General features: G+C 45.3%; 38 protein-coding genes and 1 riboswitch. All 38 genes read right to left on the bottom strand.

Going from position 1 to position 23,440, the window contains the following annotated elements:
* Positions 1-158: 158 nt before the first annotated feature.
* Positions 159-260: riboswitch (purine riboswitch) on the bottom strand.
* Between the two features lie 228 nt (positions 261-488).
* Positions 489-881, bottom strand: coding sequence for a 30S ribosomal protein S9 (gene rpsI / locus M3193_RS11890; RefSeq protein WP_251627916.1), 393 nt, complete (start codon positions 879-881; stop codon positions 489-491).
* A gap of 19 nt (positions 882-900) precedes the next feature.
* Positions 901-1,338, bottom strand: coding sequence for a 50S ribosomal protein L13 (gene rplM, locus M3193_RS11885; protein WP_251627914.1), 438 nt, complete (start codon positions 1,336-1,338; stop codon positions 901-903).
* Positions 1,339-1,511: 173 nt separating this feature from the next.
* Entirely contained in the window at positions 1,512-2,252 is a 741-nt protein-coding gene (gene truA / locus M3193_RS11880; protein WP_251627912.1) for a tRNA pseudouridine(38-40) synthase TruA, read from the bottom strand.
* A 1-nt stretch (position 2,253) separates the two neighbouring features.
* The gene (locus tag M3193_RS11875) at positions 2,254-3,057 is read right to left on the bottom strand and encodes an energy-coupling factor transporter transmembrane component T family protein (RefSeq protein WP_251627911.1); all 804 of its coding nucleotides are present in this window, start codon (positions 3,055-3,057) and stop codon (positions 2,254-2,256) included.
* Positions 3,057-3,926 carry an energy-coupling factor ABC transporter ATP-binding protein gene (locus M3193_RS11870; RefSeq protein WP_251627909.1) on the bottom strand — a complete coding sequence of 290 codons (870 nt, stop codon included), beginning with the start codon at positions 3,924-3,926 and terminating at the stop codon, positions 3,057-3,059. The genes M3193_RS11875 and M3193_RS11870 overlap by 1 nt, the downstream gene beginning before the upstream one ends.
* Positions 3,902-4,747 carry an energy-coupling factor ABC transporter ATP-binding protein gene (locus M3193_RS11865; protein WP_251627907.1) on the bottom strand — a complete coding sequence of 282 codons (846 nt, stop codon included), beginning with the start codon at positions 4,745-4,747 and terminating at the stop codon, positions 3,902-3,904. Before M3193_RS11865 ends, M3193_RS11870 begins: the two co-directional genes overlap by 25 nt.
* 328 nt (positions 4,748-5,075) lie before the next feature.
* Positions 5,076-5,456 (bottom strand): 50S ribosomal protein L17, encoded by a 381-nt coding sequence (rplQ, locus tag M3193_RS11860; protein WP_251627905.1) that lies wholly within the window; start codon positions 5,454-5,456, stop codon positions 5,076-5,078.
* A 28-nt stretch (positions 5,457-5,484) separates the two neighbouring features.
* Positions 5,485-6,429, bottom strand: coding sequence for a DNA-directed RNA polymerase subunit alpha (locus tag M3193_RS11855; protein WP_251627903.1), 945 nt, complete (start codon positions 6,427-6,429; stop codon positions 5,485-5,487).
* 136 nt (positions 6,430-6,565) lie between these two features.
* Positions 6,566-6,955 carry a 30S ribosomal protein S11 gene (gene rpsK, locus M3193_RS11850; RefSeq protein ID WP_009499031.1) on the bottom strand — a complete coding sequence of 130 codons (390 nt, stop codon included), beginning with the start codon at positions 6,953-6,955 and terminating at the stop codon, positions 6,566-6,568.
* Between the two features lie 25 nt (positions 6,956-6,980).
* Positions 6,981-7,346 (bottom strand): 30S ribosomal protein S13, encoded by a 366-nt coding sequence (gene rpsM, locus M3193_RS11845; RefSeq protein WP_251627901.1) that lies wholly within the window; start codon positions 7,344-7,346, stop codon positions 6,981-6,983.
* Between the two features lie 24 nt (positions 7,347-7,370).
* Positions 7,371-7,484 carry a 50S ribosomal protein L36 gene (gene rpmJ / locus M3193_RS11840; RefSeq protein WP_076758849.1) on the bottom strand — a complete coding sequence of 38 codons (114 nt, stop codon included), beginning with the start codon at positions 7,482-7,484 and terminating at the stop codon, positions 7,371-7,373.
* A gap of 39 nt (positions 7,485-7,523) precedes the next feature.
* Positions 7,524-7,742: a translation initiation factor IF-1 gene (gene infA, locus M3193_RS11835; RefSeq protein ID WP_060203457.1), complete on the bottom strand. Its 219-nt coding sequence runs from the start codon at positions 7,740-7,742 to the stop codon at positions 7,524-7,526.
* Positions 7,742-8,173 carry a hypothetical protein gene (locus tag M3193_RS11830; protein ID WP_251627899.1) on the bottom strand — a complete coding sequence of 144 codons (432 nt, stop codon included), beginning with the start codon at positions 8,171-8,173 and terminating at the stop codon, positions 7,742-7,744. Before M3193_RS11830 ends, infA begins: the two co-directional genes overlap by 1 nt.
* Positions 8,170-8,823: an adenylate kinase gene (locus M3193_RS11825; RefSeq protein WP_251627897.1), complete on the bottom strand. Its 654-nt coding sequence runs from the start codon at positions 8,821-8,823 to the stop codon at positions 8,170-8,172. The genes M3193_RS11830 and M3193_RS11825 overlap by 4 nt, the downstream gene beginning before the upstream one ends.
* Before the next feature lie 63 nt (positions 8,824-8,886).
* Complete coding sequence (gene secY / locus M3193_RS11820) at positions 8,887-10,179, bottom strand: preprotein translocase subunit SecY (RefSeq protein WP_251627896.1); 1,293 nt, start codon at positions 10,177-10,179, stop codon at positions 8,887-8,889.
* On the bottom strand, positions 10,179-10,619 hold the full coding sequence (gene rplO, locus M3193_RS11815) for a 50S ribosomal protein L15 (protein ID WP_251627893.1): 441 nt from the start codon (positions 10,617-10,619) through the stop codon (positions 10,179-10,181). Before rplO ends, secY begins: the two co-directional genes overlap by 1 nt.
* A 33-nt stretch (positions 10,620-10,652) precedes the next feature.
* Positions 10,653-10,835: a 50S ribosomal protein L30 gene (gene rpmD, locus M3193_RS11810; RefSeq protein ID WP_224654333.1), complete on the bottom strand. Its 183-nt coding sequence runs from the start codon at positions 10,833-10,835 to the stop codon at positions 10,653-10,655.
* A 13-nt stretch (positions 10,836-10,848) separates the two neighbouring features.
* Positions 10,849-11,349: a 30S ribosomal protein S5 gene (rpsE, locus tag M3193_RS11805; RefSeq protein ID WP_060203444.1), complete on the bottom strand. Its 501-nt coding sequence runs from the start codon at positions 11,347-11,349 to the stop codon at positions 10,849-10,851.
* 22 nt (positions 11,350-11,371) lie between these two features.
* A complete protein-coding gene (gene rplR, locus M3193_RS11800) occupies positions 11,372-11,734 on the bottom strand; it encodes a 50S ribosomal protein L18 (protein ID WP_251627892.1) in 363 nt (120 codons plus the stop codon).
* Positions 11,735-11,768: 34 nt separating this feature from the next.
* Positions 11,769-12,308, bottom strand: a complete 540-nt coding sequence (rplF, locus tag M3193_RS11795) for a 50S ribosomal protein L6 (RefSeq protein WP_251627890.1) — start codon at positions 12,306-12,308, stop codon at positions 11,769-11,771.
* A gap of 30 nt (positions 12,309-12,338) precedes the next feature.
* Positions 12,339-12,737, bottom strand: coding sequence for a 30S ribosomal protein S8 (gene rpsH, locus M3193_RS11790; RefSeq protein ID WP_060203437.1), 399 nt, complete (start codon positions 12,735-12,737; stop codon positions 12,339-12,341).
* A gap of 29 nt (positions 12,738-12,766) precedes the next feature.
* Complete coding sequence (locus M3193_RS11785; protein WP_230498276.1) at positions 12,767-12,952, bottom strand: type Z 30S ribosomal protein S14; 186 nt, start codon at positions 12,950-12,952, stop codon at positions 12,767-12,769.
* A 19-nt stretch (positions 12,953-12,971) separates the two neighbouring features.
* Complete coding sequence (gene rplE / locus M3193_RS11780; protein WP_251627888.1) at positions 12,972-13,511, bottom strand: 50S ribosomal protein L5; 540 nt, start codon at positions 13,509-13,511, stop codon at positions 12,972-12,974.
* A 26-nt stretch (positions 13,512-13,537) separates the two neighbouring features.
* Positions 13,538-13,849, bottom strand: coding sequence for a 50S ribosomal protein L24 (rplX, locus tag M3193_RS11775; RefSeq protein ID WP_251627886.1), 312 nt, complete (start codon positions 13,847-13,849; stop codon positions 13,538-13,540).
* A 35-nt stretch (positions 13,850-13,884) separates the two neighbouring features.
* Positions 13,885-14,253 (bottom strand): 50S ribosomal protein L14, encoded by a 369-nt coding sequence (rplN, locus tag M3193_RS11770; RefSeq protein ID WP_060203431.1) that lies wholly within the window; start codon positions 14,251-14,253, stop codon positions 13,885-13,887.
* Between the two features lie 39 nt (positions 14,254-14,292).
* Positions 14,293-14,556, bottom strand: coding sequence for a 30S ribosomal protein S17 (rpsQ, locus tag M3193_RS11765; protein ID WP_251627883.1), 264 nt, complete (start codon positions 14,554-14,556; stop codon positions 14,293-14,295).
* 17 nt (positions 14,557-14,573) lie between these two features.
* Positions 14,574-14,774, bottom strand: a complete 201-nt coding sequence (gene rpmC / locus M3193_RS11760; RefSeq protein ID WP_009499049.1) for a 50S ribosomal protein L29 — start codon at positions 14,772-14,774, stop codon at positions 14,574-14,576.
* Positions 14,764-15,198, bottom strand: a complete 435-nt coding sequence (gene rplP, locus M3193_RS11755; protein WP_060203427.1) for a 50S ribosomal protein L16 — start codon at positions 15,196-15,198, stop codon at positions 14,764-14,766. Before rplP ends, rpmC begins: the two co-directional genes overlap by 11 nt.
* Before the next feature lie 2 nt (positions 15,199-15,200).
* A complete protein-coding gene (gene rpsC / locus M3193_RS11750) occupies positions 15,201-15,857 on the bottom strand; it encodes a 30S ribosomal protein S3 (protein ID WP_251627881.1) in 657 nt (218 codons plus the stop codon).
* A 3-nt stretch (positions 15,858-15,860) separates the two neighbouring features.
* Positions 15,861-16,205: a 50S ribosomal protein L22 gene (gene rplV, locus M3193_RS11745; RefSeq protein WP_060203423.1), complete on the bottom strand. Its 345-nt coding sequence runs from the start codon at positions 16,203-16,205 to the stop codon at positions 15,861-15,863.
* A 19-nt stretch (positions 16,206-16,224) separates the two neighbouring features.
* Positions 16,225-16,503 carry a 30S ribosomal protein S19 gene (gene rpsS, locus M3193_RS11740; protein ID WP_147057454.1) on the bottom strand — a complete coding sequence of 93 codons (279 nt, stop codon included), beginning with the start codon at positions 16,501-16,503 and terminating at the stop codon, positions 16,225-16,227.
* A gap of 63 nt (positions 16,504-16,566) precedes the next feature.
* A complete protein-coding gene (gene rplB / locus M3193_RS11735; protein ID WP_251627879.1) occupies positions 16,567-17,397 on the bottom strand; it encodes a 50S ribosomal protein L2 in 831 nt (276 codons plus the stop codon).
* A 33-nt stretch (positions 17,398-17,430) separates the two neighbouring features.
* Positions 17,431-17,715 (bottom strand): 50S ribosomal protein L23, encoded by a 285-nt coding sequence (gene rplW / locus M3193_RS11730; protein WP_251627877.1) that lies wholly within the window; start codon positions 17,713-17,715, stop codon positions 17,431-17,433.
* Positions 17,715-18,338 (bottom strand): 50S ribosomal protein L4, encoded by a 624-nt coding sequence (gene rplD, locus M3193_RS11725; RefSeq protein ID WP_251627876.1) that lies wholly within the window; start codon positions 18,336-18,338, stop codon positions 17,715-17,717. The genes rplW and rplD overlap by 1 nt, the downstream gene beginning before the upstream one ends.
* Positions 18,339-18,362: 24 nt before the next feature.
* Entirely contained in the window at positions 18,363-18,992 is a 630-nt protein-coding gene (gene rplC / locus M3193_RS11720; RefSeq protein ID WP_251627874.1) for a 50S ribosomal protein L3, read from the bottom strand.
* A 40-nt stretch (positions 18,993-19,032) separates the two neighbouring features.
* Entirely contained in the window at positions 19,033-19,341 is a 309-nt protein-coding gene (gene rpsJ / locus M3193_RS11715) for a 30S ribosomal protein S10 (protein WP_060203412.1), read from the bottom strand.
* Between the two features lie 636 nt (positions 19,342-19,977).
* Entirely contained in the window at positions 19,978-21,165 is a 1,188-nt protein-coding gene (tuf, locus tag M3193_RS11710; protein ID WP_251627872.1) for an elongation factor Tu, read from the bottom strand.
* Between the two features lie 127 nt (positions 21,166-21,292).
* Complete coding sequence (fusA, locus tag M3193_RS11705) at positions 21,293-23,371, bottom strand: elongation factor G (RefSeq protein WP_251627870.1); 2,079 nt, start codon at positions 23,369-23,371, stop codon at positions 21,293-21,295.
* Between the last annotated feature and the right edge of the window lie 69 nt (positions 23,372-23,440).

Here is a 23,440-nt window from a genome sequence, read left to right as displayed (position 1 = left end):
TTATAAAATTGTTTGATTCGATATCGCTTAGTCTCCCGTTATTAGCGGGAAGATATTCACATGCCTTAGCAAGCATTTCAATTGCATAAAAACACAAAAAAACCGGATAGTATACTCTACCCAGTTTGCCATACACGAAAAATAACGGAAATACATCATTTCCAGTCATTCGCTCATGTAGTCCGGTAGTTTACGGTTACCATGTAGAAACGCTCGAGCCATATTCTCGAGCCTATACATTCACTATTCAAATGTTTTTTAATGCATGATTTTTGAAGCTGTTTTTTACTTTTCTATTTATAGCATAAAAACTGTAAGTCGGTCAACGGAAACACGAATGTTATTTTATTTTGATAACTCATTCTTCGTGTTTGCACTTTCAAAGTAATGAAAATTCTTTTAAATTCCAATACATACGGCTTAATTCTAAAATCACTAAACAAAAAACCCTTTCCACATAAGTGAAAAGAGTCTTGAAGTATTGATAATTAACGTTTTGAGAACTGAGGTGCACGACGCGCGCCTTTAAGACCGTATTTTTTACGTTCTTTCATGCGGGAGTCACGAGTAAGCAATCCTGCAGATTTCAAAGTTCCGCGGAAGTCAGGGTCTACAGTAAGTAGAGCGCGTGCTACGCCGTGGCGGATTGCGCCTGCTTGACCTGTGTAACCGCCGCCGTGGACGTTTACATGGATGTCATAGCTGCCAAGTGTTTCAGTAGCTACAAGTGGTTGTTTGATCACTTCACGAAGTGTTTCGAATGGTACGTAGTCTTCTACGTCACGGTTGTTGACGACAATTTTACCTTCGCCAGGTACGAGACGTACACGAGCTACTGAACTTTTACGACGGCCAGTGCCGATATATTGTACTTGTGCCAAAAGTGTTTCCTCCTCTTAATTATCCGCGAAGCTCATATGCTTCTGGTTTTTGTGCCGTATGTGGATGTTCCGGTCCAGCATAGACATGAAGTTTTTTGAATGTTTGACGACCAAGTGGGCCTTTTGGAAGCATCCCTTTAATCGCAAGTTCCAACATTTTAGTTGGATAGTTCGTACGCATTTCAAGCGCAGTACGTTGTTTAAGATTACCAGTATAGCCAGAGTGGCGATAGTAGATTTTATCTTTTAATTTATTCCCAGTCAATTGGATCTTCTCAGCGTTGATGATGATTACGTGATCGCCAGTGTCAACGTGTGGTGTGAACGTAGGTTTGTTTTTGCCGCGCAAAATTGATGCAACCTCAGAAGCTAGACGACCAAGCGTCTGTCCTTCAGCGTCGACAACGAGCCATTTACGCTCTACTTCGTGACCTTTAGCCATGAATGTTGTACGCATGTATTGTTTCCTCCTAAAAATATCAAATCTGTTCCGTTTTCTCTATCCCTAAACACAAATAAACTTTCCGGGGCTTATTGTGGGGTTATTGAAATACCATTTATCATCTTATATTGAATACGTTCATAAGTCAAGCGTTTTATTAGAAAACGCCAGGAAAAGTTGACATGGGTCTAGTACGTGACATTCATCAAGTATAAACCGTGTGCTGGCGCTGTTTTCCCAGCCTTTTTCCGGTCCTTCGACTCAAGGATTTCCTTCATGTCCTGAGGCTCGTTCCAACCGATCCCAACCGCAAAAAGCATGCCGGCAATTGTCCGTACCATGTTGTACAGAAAACCGTCGCCTTCAATCGTCATGATCAGCTCTTCGCCTTGTTGCTCAACAGTCAGTTCCCTGACCGTGCGTACTCTGTTCGAGGTCGCAGTCTTGGAGGAACAGAAACTCGTGAAATCATGCGTACCGATAATGTACTTGGCAGCCTCGCGCATCCTAGTGACATCCGGCCGCCACTTTCCCAAATGGACTGCATAATTGCGTTCAAAGGGACTTTGCACTTCACTTGACGACCATTTAAACATATACGTTTTACCCGTTGCGGAATAGCGCGCATGGAAATCCTCATCGACGAATTCCGTTTTGACGACCCGCACATCTTTCGGCAATAAAACATTCATTGCCATCTGCCAGCGATCAAGCGGCAGCTCCAAAGGCGTGTCGAAATGGATCACCTGGCCCCATGCGTGCACACCTGCATCTGTCCTTCCGCTCGCGACCGAGTAGATGGAGTTATCTTTATGAAGCTTCACAAGCGCCTTGTCGATGACAGACTGCACGGTCCGCATATTCGGTTGGAACTGGTATCCGGCGTAGTCTGTACCGTCATAAGCTACTGTAGCCTTAACACGTCTCATATCAGTTCCCTCCCCTCAGCCAAATCAGGGCGGCGACTAATAAGAGGAAAAGAATGATGACCAGCGTATCACGCAACTGCCAATCCAATTGACGATACCTTGTCCGGCCCTCTCCTCCGCGGTACCCCCTCACTTCCATTGCAATCGCGAGGTCCTCCGCCCGTTTGAACGCGCTGACGAAAAGAGGGACTAAAAGCGGAACGACCGCCCGGATCCTTTCTTTGACAGTCCCGCTCGTCAAATCAGATCCGCGTGCGAGCTGTGCTTTTAATATCTTATCAGTTTCATCCATCAATGTCGGGATGAAGCGAAGGGAAATCGACATCATTAATGCAAGCTCGTGGACAGGCAATTTAATGCGCTTCAAAGGATTCAACAGCGTCTCCATTCCGTCTGTGATAGAAATGGGGGATGTCGTCAACGTCAAAATGGTTGTCATCAAGACAAGTACGAGGAAACGGATGGAAATATAAATCCCTTGCCTGACGCCTTCTTCGTAAATCTTGAGAAACTTCCAATCAATCAGCAACGCGCCTTCCTTCGTGAAAATGAAGTGCATAAGCAATGTGAAAATGATAAGGAACAGAATCGGCTTCAACCCGTTGAAGAGGAAATAGAGTCTTATTCGTGCAATGAAAATGACAAGCAATGTGAAAACCAATAGCAAAGCGTACGTCGCCGTATTGTCAGCTAAAAAGACCGCTATGATGAACAAGAAGACGAACAGCAGCTTCGATCTCGGATCCAGCCGGTGGACGAATGAATTTCCCGGCACGTATCGGCCGAAAATCATTTTTTCCAGCATTATCGCTCACCTTCTTCCTTCAGAGCTTCTGCAATTGTCTCAGCAAGTTGCTCTTCCGTCAGTGCCAGTGTTCCAAATTGCTTTCCGAACAGCTTCTCCACATTATGCTGAAACGCCACAGAACGCGGCAAGCCGAGCCGGAAAGATTTTAGTCGATCAGCATCCCCGAACACTTCCTCAGGGGTTCCGGCCATCACAGAGCGTCCCTCATGCATGACAAGGACCTGATCCGCATATCTTGCGGCATCCTCCATGCTGTGAGTGACGAGGATGGTCGTCAAGCCTTCCTCTTTATGCAATTTAGTAAACAGCTCCATGATCTCTTTACGTCCGCGCGGATCGAGGCCGGCAGTCGGTTCATCCAAGATGAGGACTGACGGCTTGAATGCAAGGACGCCCGCAATTGCCACACGACGCATCTGCCCACCCGATAAATCGAACGGCGACTTCTGTGCAACATCTTCAGGCAATCCCAACAGCCGAATCAATTCATGAGCTCGCTGTTTCGCTTCCTCTTCAGGTATTCCGAAATTCAGCGGGCCGAACATGATGTCTTTTTCCACGGTCTCCTCAAAGAGCTGATGTTCAGGAAATTGGAACACGATGCCGACGTGCCGACGGATCTTTTTCAGCTCTTTCGCCTTTGTGTCAGCAGTGATACTTACATCTCCGACGCGCACGACTCCTTCAGTCGGTTTCAAGAGACCGTTCAAATGGAGAAGCAACGTTGATTTGCCTGAACCTGTATGTCCGATGACCGCCGTATACGATCCTGTCCGTATTGAAGCATTCACCTCGTAAAGTGCCCGTTTTTCAAAAGGCGTGCCTTTTGCATACGAATAGCCTACTTGTTGAAGTGAGATGTCCATAATTCATTCACCAACTCTTCTTCCGTCATATGTTCCCCTTGTATCCCGATTCCCGCCTGGCGCAATAAGCGCGACAATCTTGCAGCGAAAGGCAGATCCAGCCCGATTGATTCCAGCTTATCGCCATGAGCAAAAATCTCCTCCGGCTTGCCTGTCAACATCAACTTCCCATCATTCATCACGATGACCCTATCAGCCAATAGCACTTCTTCCAGATCATGAGTAATGGAAATAACCGTGAGCCCAGTTTTCCGCTTAAGTTCGTCGACGACTTGAATCACTTCATCCCGTCCTTGCGGATCAAGCATCGAAGTCGCCTCATCCAAAATAAGCAGTCTAGGCCGCATGGCAAGCGCTCCGGCAATTGCCACACGCTGTTTTTGTCCGCCGGATAGATGGTGAGGCTCATGATCCAGAAATCCTTCCATGTTCACTTGTGCAAGGGATTCATGGACACGCGGCACCATCTCCTCGAAAGGGATGCCATTGTTCTCCAAAGCGAATGCAACATCATCCTGAACAGTTGAGCCGACGAACTGATTATCCGGATTTTGAAAGACGATTCCGATGTCCGAACGTATTTCCCATAGGTTGTCCTCGTTCAGCTCCTCAAGAAAGACCTTCACTTTGCCTTCCTCGGGAAATAAAAGACCAATCATCAGCTTCGCCAACGTTGATTTGCCTGATCCGTTATGGCCGACAATAGCAATCCATTCACCGTCATTCACAGTGAAATTGACATCGTCAACCGCCCTCCGCATTCCGCCATCTTCCGACTCGTATGAATAGGACACGTGATCTAACGACAAAATTTCCTTCACATCTTTCACCTCCGGCATTTTTTGGATTATGTATGAAACAACTGAATTCTACAATTTTTTCTATGAATAAATAAAAAAAGCGCGCACCTCATCCGAAGAAATGCGCTCCATTCTATTCTGATGCCGGGTGCTCAATCCGGATCAGCGGATGAGATGCGTAGAGCTAGACCGATCGGCCGAACCGTCGATCGTAACACTCAGCTTTTAATATTGTCGTATAAATCATTTAGATAAGAAAAGGGCGTGGCTGTGCGTATGGCCAGACACACCCTTGGTAGTTCATATTCCAGCTCCGGATGGCAGCTAAACGCCATCCTCCGCTTTATAATTAAACTAGCTCAATAACAACAACAGGTGCTCCGTCTCCACGACGAGGTCCCATTTTCATGATACGCGTATAACCGCCTTGGCGATCTGCGTAACGTGGTGCAACGTTATCGAATAGCTTTTGAATTGCATAGATTTCTTTCTCATTGCCTTCTTCATCAGCAGTTGTTACCAACTCACGACGAATGAATTGTGCTGCTTGACGACGTGCATGCAAGTCACCGCGTTTACCAAGCGTGATCATCTTTTCAACGACTGAACGTAATTCTTTCGCACGCGCTTCTGTCGTTTGGATGCGCTCATGCACGATTAGGTCTGTCGCCAAGTCGCGAAGCATTGCTTTACGTTGTGAACTTGTACGTCCAAGTTTTCTGTAACCCATAGAAGTTTCCCTCCTTCAATCTAGTTGATTAATCTTCCGAGCGTAACCCGAGGTTCAACTCGTCCAATTTCGCCTTCACTTCTTCAAGTGATTTACGGCCAAGGTTGCGCACTTTCATCATTTCGTCCTCGGACTTGTTAGCAAGCTCAAGTACAGTATTGATGCCTGCACGTTTCAGGCAGTTGTATGAACGGACAGATAGATCAAGCTCTTCGATAGTCATCTCAAGGACTTTCTCTTTCTGGTCTTCTTCTTTTTCCACCATGATTTCTGCAGTTTGTGCTTCGTCAGTCATGCCGACAAAAATATTCAGATGCTCCGTCAGGATTTTTGCTCCGAGCGAAACAGCTTCTTTTGGACCAATGCTGCCATCTGTCCAAATGTCAAACGTCAACTTATCAAAGTTAGTGCTTTGACCTACACGAGTATTCTCTACTTGGAAATTGACGCGTGAAACTGGAGTGTAAATAGAGTCGATCGGAATAACACCAATCGCAAGATCCTCACGTTTGTTTTGATCGGAAGGTGCATACCCTCGGCCCCGAACAGCATACATCCGCATACGCAAATGACCATTCTTGCCCAGTGTAGCGATTTGAAGATCCGGATTCAGCACTTCAACATCACTGTCATGGGTGATATCCGCTGCAGTGACCGTTCCCTCGCCTTTTACATCTATTTCAATCACTTTCTCATCATCCGAATAGATTTTGAGAGCAAGTTTCTTCACATTCAAAATAATTGTTGCAACGTCTTCGACGACACCTTCAATTGTAGAGAATTCATGAAGAACTCCATCGATCTGGATAGATGTCACGGCAGCTCCTGGCAATGAGGAAAGAAGCACGCGGCGCAAGGAATTCCCTAAAGTGTTTCCGTATCCACGCTCCAATGGTTCAATAATAAATTTACCGAACTTGGAATCTTCGCTGATCATAACTGTTTCAATCTTCGGTTTTTCAATCTCGATCATTCATTTACCCTCCTTCAAAACGTCTAGTATATAGGCCGTTCCATATTGAAATCGATTATCAAAAGAAATCAAAATGCAATCACACAATTCAGTTTTACCAAAAATTGTGCTTTTCAATCAAATGGAGAACAAACCATTATACACGACGACGTTTCGGTGGGCGGCATCCGTTATGCGGAACCGGTGTTACGTCTCTGATTGCAGTTACTTCAAGACCTGCAGCTTGTAGTGAACGGATTGCCGCTTCACGACCAGCACCTGGTCCTTTAACAGTAACCTCCAAAGACTTTAAGCCATGCTCCATAGCAGTTTTGGCAGCAGTTTCAGCAGCCATTTGTGCAGCAAACGGAGTTGATTTACGGGATCCTCTGAATCCTAGTGCACCAGCACTGGACCAAGAAAGAGCATTCCCATGACTATCAGTGATCGTTACGATTGTATTGTTGAACGTCGAACGGATATGTGCAATACCAGTTTCAATATTCTTTTTCACACGACGTTTACGAGTTTGTTGTTTACGTGCCATGTCTACGAAAAACCTCCTTTACCTATTATTTCTTCTTGTTAGCTACAGTCCGTTTAGGACCTTTACGTGTACGTGCGTTGTTTTTCGTGTTTTGTCCACGAACAGGTAATCCACGACGGTGACGGATTCCACGGAAGCTACCGATTTCCATCAAACGTTTGATGTTAAGGGAAGTTTCACGACGAAGGTCCCCCTCAACTTTCAAAGCGTCGATTTGCTCACGGATTTTATCAAGTTCAGCATCAGTAAGATCACGAACTCTTGTTTCTTCAGAAACGCCAGCTCCAGCTAGGACCTTCTGTGCAGTTGTTTTCCCAATTCCAAAAATGTATGTCAATGAAATGACTACGCGCTTATCGCGCGGTACGTCTACACCAGCAATACGTGCCATATAGATTGTGCACCTCCCTTTGTATTAGCCTTGTCTTTGTTTATGTTTTGGATTTTCACAGATTACCATTACTCGGCCGCGTCTGCGAATAACTTTACATTTTTCGCAGATCGGTTTTACAGATGGCCTTACTTTCATCTTACCCAACCTCCTTCAATATTCCGGAGTTGCAAAAGTTTATTTAAAACGGTATGTGATACGACCGCGTGTTAAATCATAAGGTGAGAGTTCCATCGTCACTTTGTCGCCAGGCAGGATACGGATAAAGTGCATGCGGATCTTGCCTGAAACATGTGCAAGAATCGTATGACCGTTTTCCAATTCCACCTTGAACATCGCGTTCGGCAACGTTTCGACTACGGTACCTTCAACTTCAATTACGTCGTCCTTCGCCATCAATCCTGTCTCCCTTCTATATCCAATAAAGGTCTTAACCATCGAGCGGCAGCAGTCGCCTTCAAAGCTTCCTTCAACATATGTCCGGATTGCATGAGTGATGTTCGAAAGACGTCTGTCACACTTCGTTTCCCGTAAGTCAGTCCCCGACTCTTGTTGTGGAAAATCGCGTCGGAAAAGACACAAACGACAGGATTGCCGTTGGTGCGTTCCATTCTTGCCACATGGTTCCGGACACCTTTTACATTATACCCACCTCGGCGGATATTTGCATTTACAAAGTCCCGAAACAGTGCCGCCAATGGATAATCACCAGTTCCTATACCGGGCACCATATGCTTTTGCAGCTCGTTAATCATACGATCTTTCCGTGCAACAGTGTGATGCTGCCCGCAATATGGCGTGCATGAATTGCGTCCGGAAAGGATCACTGGCCACTCTCTTGTAAGATAGCGTCCAGATCATCGAAGACATCATTGATGTCTTTTTGTCCATCTATGTTTGTCAGCACGCCTTTGTCGTTATAATACGCCAATAGTGGTGCTGTTTGATTCATATTTACTTCCAGACGGTTTGTTACGGTTTCCGGATTGTCGTCCGCCCGCTGATAAAGTTCTCCGCCATCCTTATCGCATTTGCCTTCAACCTTTGGCGGGTTGAATTGCAAATGGTAGGATGTGCCGCAAACTTTACATATTCTGCGACCGGTCAATCTTGCGACAAGTTCATCTTTTTCCACTTTAATGTTGAGGACATGCTCAATTTTCCTGTCCATCTCCGCAAGCAGTGCATCCAATGCCTCTGCCTGAGGAACTGTACGCGGAAAGCCATCAAGCAGGAATCCGTTATCGCAATCCGATTTGCTTAGTCGTTCACGTACAATGCCAATTGTCACTTCATCAGGGACAAGAGCACCTTGGTCCATGAACGATTTTGCTTTGACTCCAAGTTCCGTGCCTTCTGCAATTGCAGCACGGAACATATCGCCTGTAGAAATATGAGGGATTTCGTACTTTTCGACAATTTTATCTGCTTGCGTACCTTTACCGGCACCCGGCAGACCCATTAATACGATATTCATACGTCTTGCCCTCCGTAATTATTCAAAACAGGTGTTCACCAAGGGTCCCACCTATTCGGAATATTATTTCATGAACCCCTTGTAATGCCGTTTCACAAGTTGTGATTCAAGCTGTTTCATCGTTTCAAGTGCAACCCCGACGACGATGAGCAAGCTAGTTCCTCCGATTTGAGCGGACTGTGGAAGGTTCGCCAAATTGATGAAGAAGATCGGCATGACTGCTATTGTGGCAAGGAAAAGCGAGCCGACAAATGTCAGTCTGTACAGAGTGCTCGTTAAATAGTTTTGTGTGTTTTGTCCTGGACGGATGCCCGGGATATAGGCGCCTTGCTTTTTTAGGTTATCTGCCATATTTTCCGGATTCACCTGGATGAATGCGTAGAAATATGTGAAAGCAAGGATCAGTGCCACATAAATGATCATCCCGACCGGTTGATTGTAGTCAAACGTCCGTGTAATGAATTTTGTAACACTATTATCGCCGAAAAATGAACTCAATTGCTGAGGAGTGATGAAAAACGCCACAGCGAAGATTACCGGAATAACACCTGCAGCATTCAATTTCAACGGTAAATGCGTTTGTTGTCCGGCCGTCGTCTGTTGACGACCTGTCATACGTTTTGCATACTGAATCGGAATTTTACGAAGCGCTTCTTGTACATAAACGACTCCGACGATGATCGCAATGATAACGATCAACAATAAAACCATCATTGCAAGACGAATGAACAACGCGTCTCCCGCATCTTGAATTTGTGTTGCATAGAGTTGGTTCACTGCGTTCGGAATAGCTGCAACGATCCCTGCGAAGATGATAATGGAAATACCATTACCGACTCCTTTTGCAGTGATCTGCTCACCAAGCCAAAGCAGGAATGAAGTACCGGCAGTCAAAACAATCGCGATCATCACATATGTGGAGATCCCATCACCAAGAATAAGCGTGCCGCCAAACATTTGGTTAAAGCCGAATGACATAGCGATCGCTTGAATAAAGGCGAGGACGACTGTGAAATATCTTGTAAACTGTGCAAGCTTCCGTCTTCCGACATCCCCTTGCTTCGCCCATTCAGTGAATTTCGGAACAACATCCATCTGCAATAATTGCACGATGATGGAAGCGGTGATGTACGGCATGATTCCCATTGCAAAAATGGAGAACTGCGCTAGTGCGCCACCGCCGAATATGTTAAGAAATCCAATGAATTGGTTGTTTGATTGTTGCAAAGCTGTCGCATCAACGTTCGGGACCGGCACAAACGCGCCGAGTCTGAATACGATGAGCACTACTAGTGTGAAAATGATTTTAGACCGAATATCTCTAACGCGCATAAAGTTGGAGATTGTCTGAAACATTAAATCACCTCTGCTTGCCCGCCCGCTTTCTCGATGGCTTCTTTAGCAGAAGCAGAGAATTTATGAGCTTTGACAGTAATCTTTTTTTCAAGAGTCCCATTTCCAAGAATCTTAATTCCTGATTTTTCATTGCTCACGATTCCAGTTTCAATTAGCAATTCAGGCGAAACTTCGGTACCTTCGTCAAAACGGTTCAGTACGTCCAAATTCACGATTGCATATTCTTTACGATTGATGTTCGTAAATCCACGCTTCGGAAGTCGTTGGAAAAGTGGAATTTGTCCACCCTCGAATCCAAGACGGACACCGCCGCCGGAGCGAGCGTTTTGTCCTTTATGACCTTTACCGGAAGTTTTACCTGTACCGGAACCGATTCCACGACCAATGCGTTTACGTGCTTTACGTGCGCCTTCAGCTGGCTTCATATCGTGTAATTTCATCTTATCGGCACCTCCTTATATCGAAAATGTGCATTATTGTTCTTTAACAGTGACTAAGTGGCTAACCTTGCTGATCATGCCACGGATTGCTACGTTGTCTTGATGTTCAACTGTCTGATTCAACTTACGCAGACCGAGAGCTTCAACTGTTTTACGTTGTGCTGGCTTAGCGCCGATTACACTTTTCGTAAGGGTGATTTCAAGTTTGTTCGCCATTGTGTTTCCCCCCTTAACCTAACAGTTCTTCTACGGATTTGCCGCGCAATTTGGCAACCTCTTCAGCGCGTTTCAAATTCTTCAATCCTTCAATTGTTGCACGTACCATGTTGATCGGCGTGCTTGATCCCAAGGATTTCGAAAGGATATCCGTGATTCCTGCAAGTTCAAGTACCGCACGGACAGGTCCTCCGGCGATTACTCCTGTACCAGGTGCTGCCGGTTTGATAAGGATTTGACCTGCACCGAAACGTCCAATAATTTCGTGTGGAGTCGTTCCTTTAACCATTGGCACTTCGATCAAGTTCTTCTTCGCATCTTCGATTGCTTTACGGATAGCATCAGGAACCTCTTGCGCTTTCCCTGTTCCAAAACCGACGCGGCCGTTTTTATCGCCGACAACGACAAGTGCTGTGAAGCGGAAACGACGTCCACCCTTTACCACTTTCGCTACGCGGTTGATCGTTACTACGCGTTCTTCGAATTCACTTCTATTCTGATCATTACGACGCATGAAATATGTCCCTCCTTCTTAATTAAAATTCAAGTCCATTTTCGCGTGCTGCGTCTGCAAGAGCTTTCACACGGCCGTGGAATAGGTATCCGCCACGGTCGAAAACAACCGATTTGACATCCTTTTCTACGGCTTTCTTCGCGATCATCTCGCCGACTTTAGCTGCTGCTTCAGCATTCGCCTTAGAGTCCATATCGAACCCTTTATCCATAGTGGAAGCACTAGCAATCGTAACGCCATTCATATCGTCGATTAGTTGTGCATAGATATGTTTGTTTGAACGATAAACATTCAAGCGTGGACGCGCTGGAGTTCCGCTGATTTTCGTACGCACACGTGCGTGACGTTTTTTGCGGACAGCGTTCTTATCTTGTTTCGTGATCATCGTGGTCACTCCTTCCGAATGCCTTTACGCGGCATTATTTACCTGTTTTTCCTTCTTTACGACGGATTTGTTCGCCTTCGTACTTAATACCTTTACCTTTATACGGTTCAGGTGGACGTACTTTGCGAATGTTAGACGCCAAAGCACCTACACGCTCTTTGTTAATACCGCGAACGATGATTTTCGTGTTAGCAGGTACTTCAACTGATACTCCTTCTTCCGGCGTGAATTCAACCGGGTGGGAGTAACCTACGTTCAATACAAGCTTTGTGCCTTGAAGCTGTGCACGGTAACCAACCCCGACAAGTTCAAGTGTACGTTCGAAACCTTTTGATACACCAGTTACCATATTGTCCAGAAGGGAACGAGTAGTTCCGTGGATGGAACGGTGTTCTTTCGATTCAGATGGGCGAGTCAAAGTGATGACGTTGCCTTCCTGTTCGATTTTAATATCAGTATTAAATGTATTTGTAAGTTCGCCTTTCGGGCCTTTAACAGTGACTACGTTGTTATCAGAGATAGTAACTGTCACGTTTTCAGGTACCTCGATCGGACGTTTACCAATTCGGGACATCCTATTGCACCTCCATTCAATTGTTACAGATTACCAAACGTAAGCTACGACTTCTCCGCCTACTTGTTTCGCGCGTGCTTCCTTATCAGTAAGGAGACCGTTCGAAGTGGACACAAGGGCGATACCAAGGCCATTCAAAACTTTAGGAACTTCATTTGTTTTAGCATAAACACGAAGACCAGGTTTTGAGATACGTTTCAGACCAGTGATAACACGCTCGTTGTTTTGACCATATTTAAGGAAAATGCGGATAATGCCTTGTTTGCTATCTTCCACATATTCAACATCGCGGACGAAACCTTCACGTTTCAAGATTTCAGCGATTTCTCTTTTCATATTTGAAGCAGGTACCTCAAGCTTCTCGTGACGAACCATGTTCGCGTTACGGATGCGTGTAAGCATATCTGCGATAGGATCACTCATTGTCATTCCATTAACCTCCTTCCCAAGTTAGGGGATTACCAACTAGCTTTTTTGACGCCAGGAATTTGTCCCTTATATGCGAGTTCTCGGAAACAAATACGGCAAAGTTTAAATTTACGATATACGGAGTGCGGACGACCACAGCGCTCGCAACGTGTATATTCTTGAACCTTGAACTTTTGCGTACGTTTCTGTTTAACGATCATTGATTTCTTAGCCACGTTTTCGCCTCCCTCTAGTTTACTTTTGGAACGGCATGCCGAACTGCGTTAGCAACTCGCGTGCTTCTTCATCAGAGTTAGCAGTCGTAACGATGACGATATCCATTCCTCGTACTTTAGATACTTTATCGTAGTCGATTTCAGGGAAAATTAGCTGTTCTTTCACACCAAGTGTGTAGTTGCCGCGACCGTCGAATGCTTTTTTCGAAACGCCTCGGAAGTCACGAACACGTGGAAGTGAAACTGAGATCAGCTTGTCCAGGAATTCATACATACGTTCACCGCGCAATGTAACTTTCGCTCCAATCGGCATTCCTTCACGAAGACGGAATCCAGCGATTGATTTTTTCGCTTTTGTTACAACTGGTTTTTGACCGGAAATGATCGTTAGATCTTCTACTGCCGCGTCAAGCGCTTTAGTGTTTTGAACAGCATCACCAACACCCATGTTGATGACGATTTTCTCTACTTTTGGTACTTGCATTACTGAAGTATATTCAAACTTGCTCATAAGAGCAGGTGTGACTTCTTTCGAAAACTTCTCTTTTAATCGGCTCATCAGTTGGACCTCCTTTCATCCATTACTCATTTGTCCAGTGCTTCACCGGATTTTTTAGCAATTCGAATCTTTTTGCCATCTACAATTTTATATCCTACGCGAGTAGGCTCACCTGTTTTAGGATCGATTGGCATGACGTTGGATACATGGATAGCTGCCTCTTGGCTGACGATTCCGCCTTGAGGATTTGCTTGGTTCGGCTTTGTATGTTTCTTAACAATATTGACGCCTTCTACAAGCACGCGATCCTTCTTAGGGAAAGCGGCTAAGATTACTCCGGTCTTACCTTTGTCTTTTCCGGTGATGACCATAACTTTATCGCCTTTTTTAACGTGCATTTCATCGCACCTCCTTGATTGGCACTGTCATGTGATTAAAGAACTTCTGGAGCTAGTGAAATAATTTTCATGAAGTTGCTGTCGCGCAATTCGCGTGCAACCGGTCCGAAAATACGTGTTCCACGTGGGCTCTTGTCATCACGGATGATAACACATGCGTTTTCGTCGAACGTAATGTAGGAGCCATCTTTACGACGTACTCCGCTTTTCGTGCGGACGATAACAGCTTTGACAACGTCGCCTTTCTTGACAACGCCACCTGGTGTTGCTTTTTTCACTGTTACAACAACGATGTCCCCGATATTAGCAGTTTTACGGCCTGTTCCACCAAGTACTTTAATTGTTAGAACTTCACGTGCACCTGAGTTATCGGCAACTTTCATACGGCTTTCTTGTTGAATCATTGAGGCTACCTCCTCTCGGAATTTACTTTCCGAACGATATTAGATGATGACCGCTTTTTCGACAATCTCGATGAGGCGGAAACGCTTTGTAGCTGAAAGTGGACGAGTTTCCATAATGCGAACTACATCGCCGATTTTCGCTTCATTCAGTTCGTCATGGGCCTTGAATTTCTTCGAGTACTTTACACGTTTTCCGTATAAAGAATGTTTTTTATGTGTCTCTACCATTACGGTAACCGTTTTATCCATTTTGTCGGATACTACACGGCCTGTATATACTTTGCGCTGGTTACGCTCAGTCATGGCTGCAACCTCCTTCATCAGTTATTTGCACTGATCTCTCTTTGACGTATTACAGTTTTCATGCGCGCAATCGATTTGCGAACTTCACGGATGCGTGCAGTGTTTTCTAATTGTCCTGTCGCTAATTGGAAGCGAAGGTTGAAAAGCTCTTCTTTCAGTGATTTCACTTTTTGCTCGATTTCTGCAGTTGTTAAGTCACGGATTTCTTTAGCTTTCATTAGATTCACCACCAATTTCTTCACGTTTTACAAACTTGCTCTTCACGGGCAGTTTGTGAGATGCGAGACGAAGCGCTTCACGAGCAACCTCTTCTGACACACCTGCGATTTCAAACATTACACGACCTGGTTTCACTACTGCTACCCAGCCTTCTACAGCACCTTTACCGGAACCCATCCGGACTTCAAGAGGCTTTTTCGTATATGGCTTGTGTGGGAAAATGTTGATCCAGACTTTACCGCCACGTTTCATGTAACGAGTCATTGCGATACGAGCGGATTCGATTTGACGGTTCGTGATCCAACCTGATTCAGTTGCTTGCAGGCCAAACTCACCGAACTGCACAGATGCTCCGCCTTTAGTAGTTCCGCGCATTTTACCACGGAATACACGACGATATTTAACGCGTTTAGGCATTAACATAATTAGTTGCCTCCTTCCCCAGAGTTCTTCTTCACTGGAAGGACTTCTCCCCGGTAAATCCATACTTTTACGCCAAGCTTACCATATGTAGTGTCAGCTTCTGCGTGTGCATAGTCAATGTCTGCACGTAATGTATGAAGGGGAACAGTACCTTCACTGTAGTGTTCCGCACGAGCGATATCAGCACCGCCAAGACGTCCGGAAACTTGAGTTTTAATTCCTTTTGCACCAGAACGGATTGTACGTTGAATTGCTTGTTTTTGAGCACGACGGAATGAAACACGGCTTTCCAATTGGCGTGCAATTGATTCTGCAACCAACTTCGCGTCAAGATCAGCACGTTTGATTTCTACAATGTTGATGTGTACACGCTTGCCAGTAATGTCGTTCAACGATTTACGAAGTGCTTCTACTTCAGAACCGCCTTTACCGATCACCATACCCGGCTTCGCAGTGTGGATTGTAATATTGACACGCTTTGCGGCACGTTCGATTTCCACTTTGGAAACTGCAGCTTCGACAAGGCGTTTTTCGATGTACTCACGGATTTTCAAGTCTTCATGTAGAAGATTCGCATAGTCTTTTTCTGCATACCATTTCGAATCCCAATCACGAATGATGCCAACCCGCAAACCATTAGGATGTACTTTTTGACCCACGAATTACCCCTCCTTCTTTTCGGATACCACTACTGTAATGTGGCTAGTACGTTTGTTGATCGCACTTGCACGGCCTTGTGCACGTGGACGGAAACGTTTCATTGTTGGACCTTCATCAACGAAAACTTCGCTGACGATCATGTTCTCAACATCCATCTCATAGTTGTGTTCAGCGTTAGCGATTGCTGATTTCAATACTTTTTCTACAACCGGCGATGCCGCTTTAGGCGTCAGGCGTAGAATCGCGACAGCTTCACCGATTTTCTTGCCCCGGATAAGATCAACGACCAAACGGACTTTGCGAGGAGCAATACGGACTGTGCGGGCAGTAGCTTTTGCTTGTTGCATCAGAATAACCTCCTCTCAATTAACGTCTTGTTTTCTTATCGTCAGCGCCATGACCTTTGTATGTGCGCGTAGGTACGAATTCACCGAGTTTGTGACCAACCATATCTTCAGTCACATAGACAGGTACGTGCTTGCGTCCGTCATATACTGCAATCGTCAATCCGATGAAGGATGGGAAAATTGTGGAACGGCGAGACCAAGTTTTAATGACCTGTTTCTTTTGTGCATCTTTTTGAGCGTCGACCTTTTTTAGTAGATGATCATCTGCAAAAGGTCCTTTCTTCAAGCTGCGGCCCATGGAAAAACCTCCCTCCGTGATGAGTGTACTACGGTCCTCTTACCGAACCGCAGTGTCATCACATTATTTTTTACGGCGACGAACGATAAGTTTGTCGGATTTGTTGTTCTTTTTACGAGTTTTGAAACCAAGAGTTGGTTTACCCCAAGGTGTAACTGGGCTTGGACGACCAATTGGAGTACGTCCTTCACCACCACCGTGTGGGTGATCGTTAGGGTTCATGACAGATCCACGTACAGTTGGACGTTTGCCCATCCAGCGTGAACGACCTGCTTTACCAATGTTGATCAATTCGTGTTGCTCGTTACCTACTTGACCGATTGTTGCACGGCAAGTCGATAGGATCATACGAACTTCTCCTGATTGCAGACGAATGATTACGTATTTGCCTTCACGTCCTAGAAGTTGAGCGGAAGTACCAGCAGAACGTACCAATTGTCCACCTTTACCAGGTTTCATTTCGATGTTATGAATTGTAGAACCCATCGGAATGTTTTCGAGTGGAAGAGCGTTCCCTATGCGGATGTCCGCTTCAGGTCCTGACATGACAGTCATGCCCACTTCCAAACCTTTTGGAGCAAGGATATAACGTTTTTCTCCATCAACATAGTTGATTAGAGCGATATTAGCAGAACGGTTAGGATCGTATTCGATCGTGGCAACGCGTCCTGGAATGCCATCTTTCCGACGTTGGAAATCGATGACACGGTATTGGCGCTTATGGCCTCCACCTTGGTGACGAACAGTAGTCCTACCTTGGTTGTTACGGCCGCCTTTCCGTTTTACCGGTTCAAGCAATGATTTTTCCGGCTTGTCTGTAGTGATCGCAGAGAAGTCAGAGCTAGTCATGTTACGACGTCCGTTGGAGGTAGGTTTGTATTTCTTAATCGCCATTGGTGTTCCCTCCTTTGTTTATTTACGAACCAATTACATTTCGAATAGTTCGATGTCTTTTGAATCAGCAGTCAACGTTACGATAGCTTTGCGGCGTTTGTTAGTGTAGCCGGCATGCTTGCCCATACGTTTGAACTTGCCTTTGTAGTTTTGCACGTTGACTTTCTCAACTTTCACTCCGAAGATTTCTTCGACAGCTTGCTTCACATGTGTTTTGTTAGCGCGCGTATCGATTTCGAAAGTGTACTTTTTAAATTCCATTTGTTCTGAAGAACGCTCGGTAATGACCGGACGCTTTAGGACATCACGTGCTTCCATTAACCAAGCACCTCCTCAATTTTTTGGACTGCATCTTTTGTGATGACAAGCTTGTCATGAGCGACAAGGTCAAGCACATTGATGCCGTTTGCTGTAACAACACTGATTCCAGGAATGTTGCGAGCGGACAATGCCACTGCTTCGTCAAGATCAGCTGTTACGAACAATGCTTTTCTATCGATAGAAAGATCTGCAAGGACCTTTGTGAACTCTTTTGTTTTTGGTGCATCGAATGTAAGAGCGTCCAATACGATGATTTCCTCGTCGCGTACTTTTGTAGAAAGCGCTGAAAGGAGTGCCAAGCGACGAACTTTCTTAGGAAGCTTGTAGCTGTAGCTTCTTTGTGTTGGACCAAATACGATACCGCCTCCACGCCATTGTGGTGAACGGATTGAACCTTGACGTGCACGTCCAGTTCCTTTTTGGCGCCATGGTTTACGGCCACCGCCAGCAACTTCCGCGCGAGTTTTTACTTTATGGTTCCCTTGGCGCAATGATGCACGTTGTTGAACCAATGCTTCAAATAGGACAGCTTCATTTGGCTCGATTCCGAAGATTGCTTCGTTCAACTCGATGTCGCCAACTGAAGAACCTGTCTGACTTAGTACGGATACTTTAGGCATTATGTTTCCTCCTTCCTTTAAGAATTAGTTCCCTTTGATTGCGCTTTTCACTGTGATCAGTGATTTGCGTGCTCCTGGAACATTACCTTTAACTAGTAGCAAGTTGCGCTCAGCGTCAACTCGTACGATTTCAAGGTTTTGGATTGTAATAGTGTCTCCACCAGTACGTCCTGGCAATTTCTTACCTTTGAATACACGCTGTCCGTCAACCGCACCTAGTGAACCCGGTGCACGGTGGAAACGGGAACCGTGACTCATTGGTCCGCGTGAGTATCCGTGGCGTTTGATAACACCTTGGAACCCTTTACCTTTTGATACTCCTGTAATATCGACGATATCGCCTTCAGCGAATGTATCGACTTTGACTTCCTGACCAACTTCATACCCTGCTACGTCAAATCCGCGGAATTCGCGAATGAAGCGCTTAGGTGCCGTTTCAGCTTTTGCAACGTGGCCTTTTTCAGGTTTGTTTGCAAGCTTTTCACGTTTGTCGTCGAATCCAAGCTGGATTGCTTCGTAACCGTCCGTTTCGTTCGTCTTCTTTTGAAGAACAACGTTTGGAGCAGCTTCAATCACAGTCACTGGAATGAGATCGCCGTTTTCAGCAAAGATTTGCGTCATGCCGACTTTTCTCCCTAAGATTCCTTTGGTCATTTGTCACACCTCCTGATTTTAATAAGTTTTATTTTATCAATTAAAGTTTGATTTCAATGTCAACGCCAGATGGCAGATCGAGTTTCATCAACGCATCGACAGTTTGTGGTGTCGGGTTAACGATATCGATAAGACGTTTGTGCGTACGCATTTCGAACTGCTCGCGCGAATCTTTGTACTTATGTACCGCACGAAGAACTGTATAAACAGATCTTTCAGTTGGAAGTGGAATCGGACCTGACACACTTGCACCTGAACGTTTTGCTGTTTCTACAATCTTTTCAGCTGACTGATCAAGGATTCTGTGATCATATGCTTTTAAACGGATACGAATCTTCTGTTTTGCCATTATTTTCCCTCCTTCTCGCCTATTTTCTAGACATTCTCCACGAAAATTTCCCACACACTTGCCATGGCAAAGCGGCCGGGTGTGTCGGCAACCTCTCGCTTCATCGCAGTCAAAGACCAACATTCAACATTATACACAATGAAAAAGAATCCCGCAACCCTTTTGGTGAAATTCTTTTCGCAGCTTTTTTATTATAATAGGATGCTACTCATAATACAACTGTTTTGTGCGATTTTAAGTGAGAACTAGCTGGTTTTTTAGCGAAGTATGGCTCGTTTTTCGATAGGATTTAAATCATCAAGAACATTGGGTATTAAATGGACCTTGGATGTGATGGAATGGATCCTTGTAGAAATGAAAGAATGGACCTTACTCGCGCATTAGAATGGCCATTGTTTAAAAGAATGGACCTGGCACGCGATAGAATGGGCATTGTTCGATTAATTGAGCCTTGATCAAATAAATTAGACCTCGCTAGATTAATGGAGCCTAGACGAAAATCAATAAGTACTCCCCCATTCACCGCGTCTGCAATCCATAATTAACCTACTACTCTTTCGCGCCAAAATGTTTTGACCAACCAAGAAACTTCCTCAAATAAAAAAACCCCGCACCGGTGCGGGGTTTTAAAAGTTATTACTTTTCGATTGTTGCTACAACGCCAGCGCCTACTGTACGTCCACCTTCACGGATTGAGAATTTAGTACCTTCTTCAATCGCGATTGGAGCGATAAGTTCAACTGTCATTTCAACGTTGTCGCCAGGCATAACCATTTCCACGCCTTCTGGAAGTTGGATGATACCAGTTACGTCAGTTGTACGGAAGTAGAACTGTGGGCGGTAGTTAGAGAAGAATGGAGTATGACGTCCACCCTCTTCTTTTGATAGAACGTAAACTTCTGATTTAAATTTAGTGTGTGGAGTGATTGTACCTGGCTTAGCAAGTACTTGTCCACGCTCGATGTCTTCACGGGATACACCACGAAGAAGTGCACCGATGTTGTCGCCAGCTTCTGCATAGTCAAGAAGCTTACGGAACATTTCAACACCTGTTACAGTAGTTGATTTTGGCTCTTCAGTCAAACCGATGATGTCTACAACGTCACCGATTTTAACTACTCCACGCTCAACACGTCCAGTAGCAACTGTACCGCGTCCTGTGATTGAGAATACGTCCTCAACAGGCATCATGAATGGTTTTTCAGTATCACGTGGTGGTGTTGGGATGTACTCGTCAACTGCGTTCATAAGCTCAACGATTTTCTCTTCCCACTCAGGCTCACCTTCTAGAGCTTTAAGAGCAGAACCTTTGATGACAGGAATGTCGTCGCCAGGGAACTCATACTCAGAAAGAAGGTCACGGATTTCCATTTCGACTAGCTCAAGAAGCTCTTCGTCGTCAACCATGTCACATTTGTTCATGAATACAACTAGGTAAGGAACACCTACTTGACGTGAAAGAAGGATGTGCTCACGAGTTTGTGGCATTGGGCCGTCAGCTGCAGAAACAACTAGGATTCCGCCGTCCATTTGAGCAGCACCTGTGATCATGTTCTTAACGTAGTCAGCGTGACCTGGGCAGTCAACGTGCGCGTAGTGACGCTTTGCAGTTTCATACTCGATGTGTGATGTATTGATTGTGATTCCACGCTCTTTTTCTTCTGGCGCGTTATCTACGTCAGCGTAAGATTTCGCTGTTCCACCCATTTTTTTCGAAAGAACTGTTGCGATTGCAGCAGTCAAAGTTGTTTTACCATGGTCAACGTGACCGATTGTTCCAACGTTAGCATGCTCCTTGGAGCGATCGAATTTCTCTTTACCCATTGTGGAATTCCTCCTTAAAAATATGAATGTATTTTAGTTTGTATAAGCATGGATGCTGGAGAAACAATTCCCTCCAACTATCCATATCTTACAAGTAATCAATAATAGAAACAAGGATGAAGTTTAATTATTCACCTTTATTTTTCTTGATGACTTCTTCTGCAACTGATTTCGGAACGTCTTCATAGTGATCGAATGACATGGAGAATACTCCACGGCCTTGTGTATTCGAACGAAGTGAAGTTGCGTAACCGAACATCTCTGCAAGTGGAACCATTGCACGGACAACTTGTGCGTTACCGCGAGCGTCCATACCTTCCACGCGACCGCGGCGTGAAGTGATATCACCCATGATGTCGCCCATGTATTCTTCAGGAATGATGACTTCAACTTTCATCATCGGCTCGAGAAGAACTGGATTACATTTTGCAGCTGCATTTTTAAGTGCCATGGAAGCAGCGATCTTGAACGCCATCTCGTTGGAGTCGACGTCATGGTAAGAGCCATCGAAGAGACGAGCTTTTACGTCGATCAACGGATAACCTGCAAGAACACCATTGTTCAGGGAGTCACGAACACCCGCTTCGACGGATCCGATGTATTCACGAGGAACAACACCACCGACGACAGCATTGATGAATTCGAAACCTTTTCCTTCTTCGTTTGGCGAGAACTCGATCCAAACGTGACCGTATTGACCACGACCACCGGATTGGCGGACGAACTTACCTTCAACTTCCGCAGCAGTGCGGAATGTCTCACGATAAGAAACTTGTGGTGCACCTACGTTTGCATCTACCTTGAACTCACGACGTAGACGGTCAACGATGATATCAAGGTGAAGTTCACCCATACCAGCGATGATGACTTCGCCTGTTTCTTGGTCAGTGTGCGCACGGAAAGTCGGGTCTTCCTCTTGCAGCTTCGCAAGGGCGTTACCCATCTTATCTTGGTCACCTTTAGTCTTCGGTTCGATTGCAACAGAGATAACCGGCTCTGGGAATTCCATGGACTCAAGGATGATCGGTGCTTTGTCGTCACAAAGCGTGTCACCTGTTCCAGTGTCTTTCAAACCGACTGCTGCCGCAATTTCTCCTGAATGAACTTCAGAGATTTCTTCACGGGAGTTTGCGTGCATTTGCAGGATACGTCCTACACGCTCACGCTTGCCTTTTGTAGAGTTCATAACATATGAACCCGACTGAAGGACACCAGAATACACACGGAAGAATGTAAGCTTACCAACATAAGGGTCTGTCATAACTTTGAACGCTAGAGCGGAGAACGGCTCTTCGTCGCTGGAATGACGCTCTTCTTCTTCTTCTGTATCCGGGTTGACACCCATCATTGGAGGAATGTCGATTGGTGATGGCAAGTAGTCGACAACTGCGTCGAGGACTAATTGAACACCTTTGTTTTTGAAAGCCGTACCGCAAACAACAGGGTAGAATTCTACCGCAAGTGTCGCTTTACGGATTGCAGTTTTGATTTCCTCGACTGTCAGCTCTTCGCCGCCGAGGTATTTTTCCATAAGATCTTCATCAAAGTCAACGATTGCTTCGACCAATTTCTCACGGTACTCTTCAGCTTGCTCACGGTATTCTTCCGGAATATCTTCAACTGACGTATCCGTTCCGAGGTCGTTACCGTACATAGTAGCTTTCATTTCGACGAGGTCGATGATGCCGCTGAAATTATCTTCAGCACCAATCGGGAGTTGGATAGGAACCGCATTCGCTTGTAGACGATCATGAAGAGTGCCTACAGAGTAAAGGAAGTCCGCACCCGTTTTGTCCATCTTGTTAACGAAAACAAGACGTGGAACTTTGTAGTTTGTCGCTTGGCGCCAAACAGTTTCTGTTTGCGGCTCAACGCCTGATTGAGCGTCAAGTACCGTTACAGCCCCATCCAATACACGAAGTGAACGTTCAACTTCAACAGTGAAGTCTACGTGTCCTGGTGTATCGATGATGTTAACACGGTGGCCTTTCCATGCAGCTGTTGTTGCAGCAGAAGTGATCGTGATTCCACGCTCTTGCTCCTGCTCCATCCAGTCCATTTGGGAAGCCCCTTCGTGCGTTTCACCAATCTTATGGATCTTACCTGTGTAAAAAAGGATCCGCTCAGTCGTCGTCGTCTTACCAGCGTCGATGTGAGCCATGATACCAATGTTACGAGTATTCTCTAAGGAGAACTCTCTAGCCATTTTGTATAACTCCTTCCGTTTCGGATTAAGGTGTCAATCAATCACGCATAAGCGCGAATATAGATAAAC

This window comes from Sporosarcina luteola (assembly GCF_023715585.1).
GTDB lineage: Bacteria > Bacillota > Bacilli > Bacillales_A > Planococcaceae > Sporosarcina > Sporosarcina luteola_D.
The sequence above is the reverse complement of the archived record's forward strand: the minus strand, read 5'-3'. Positions and strand labels throughout refer to the sequence as shown.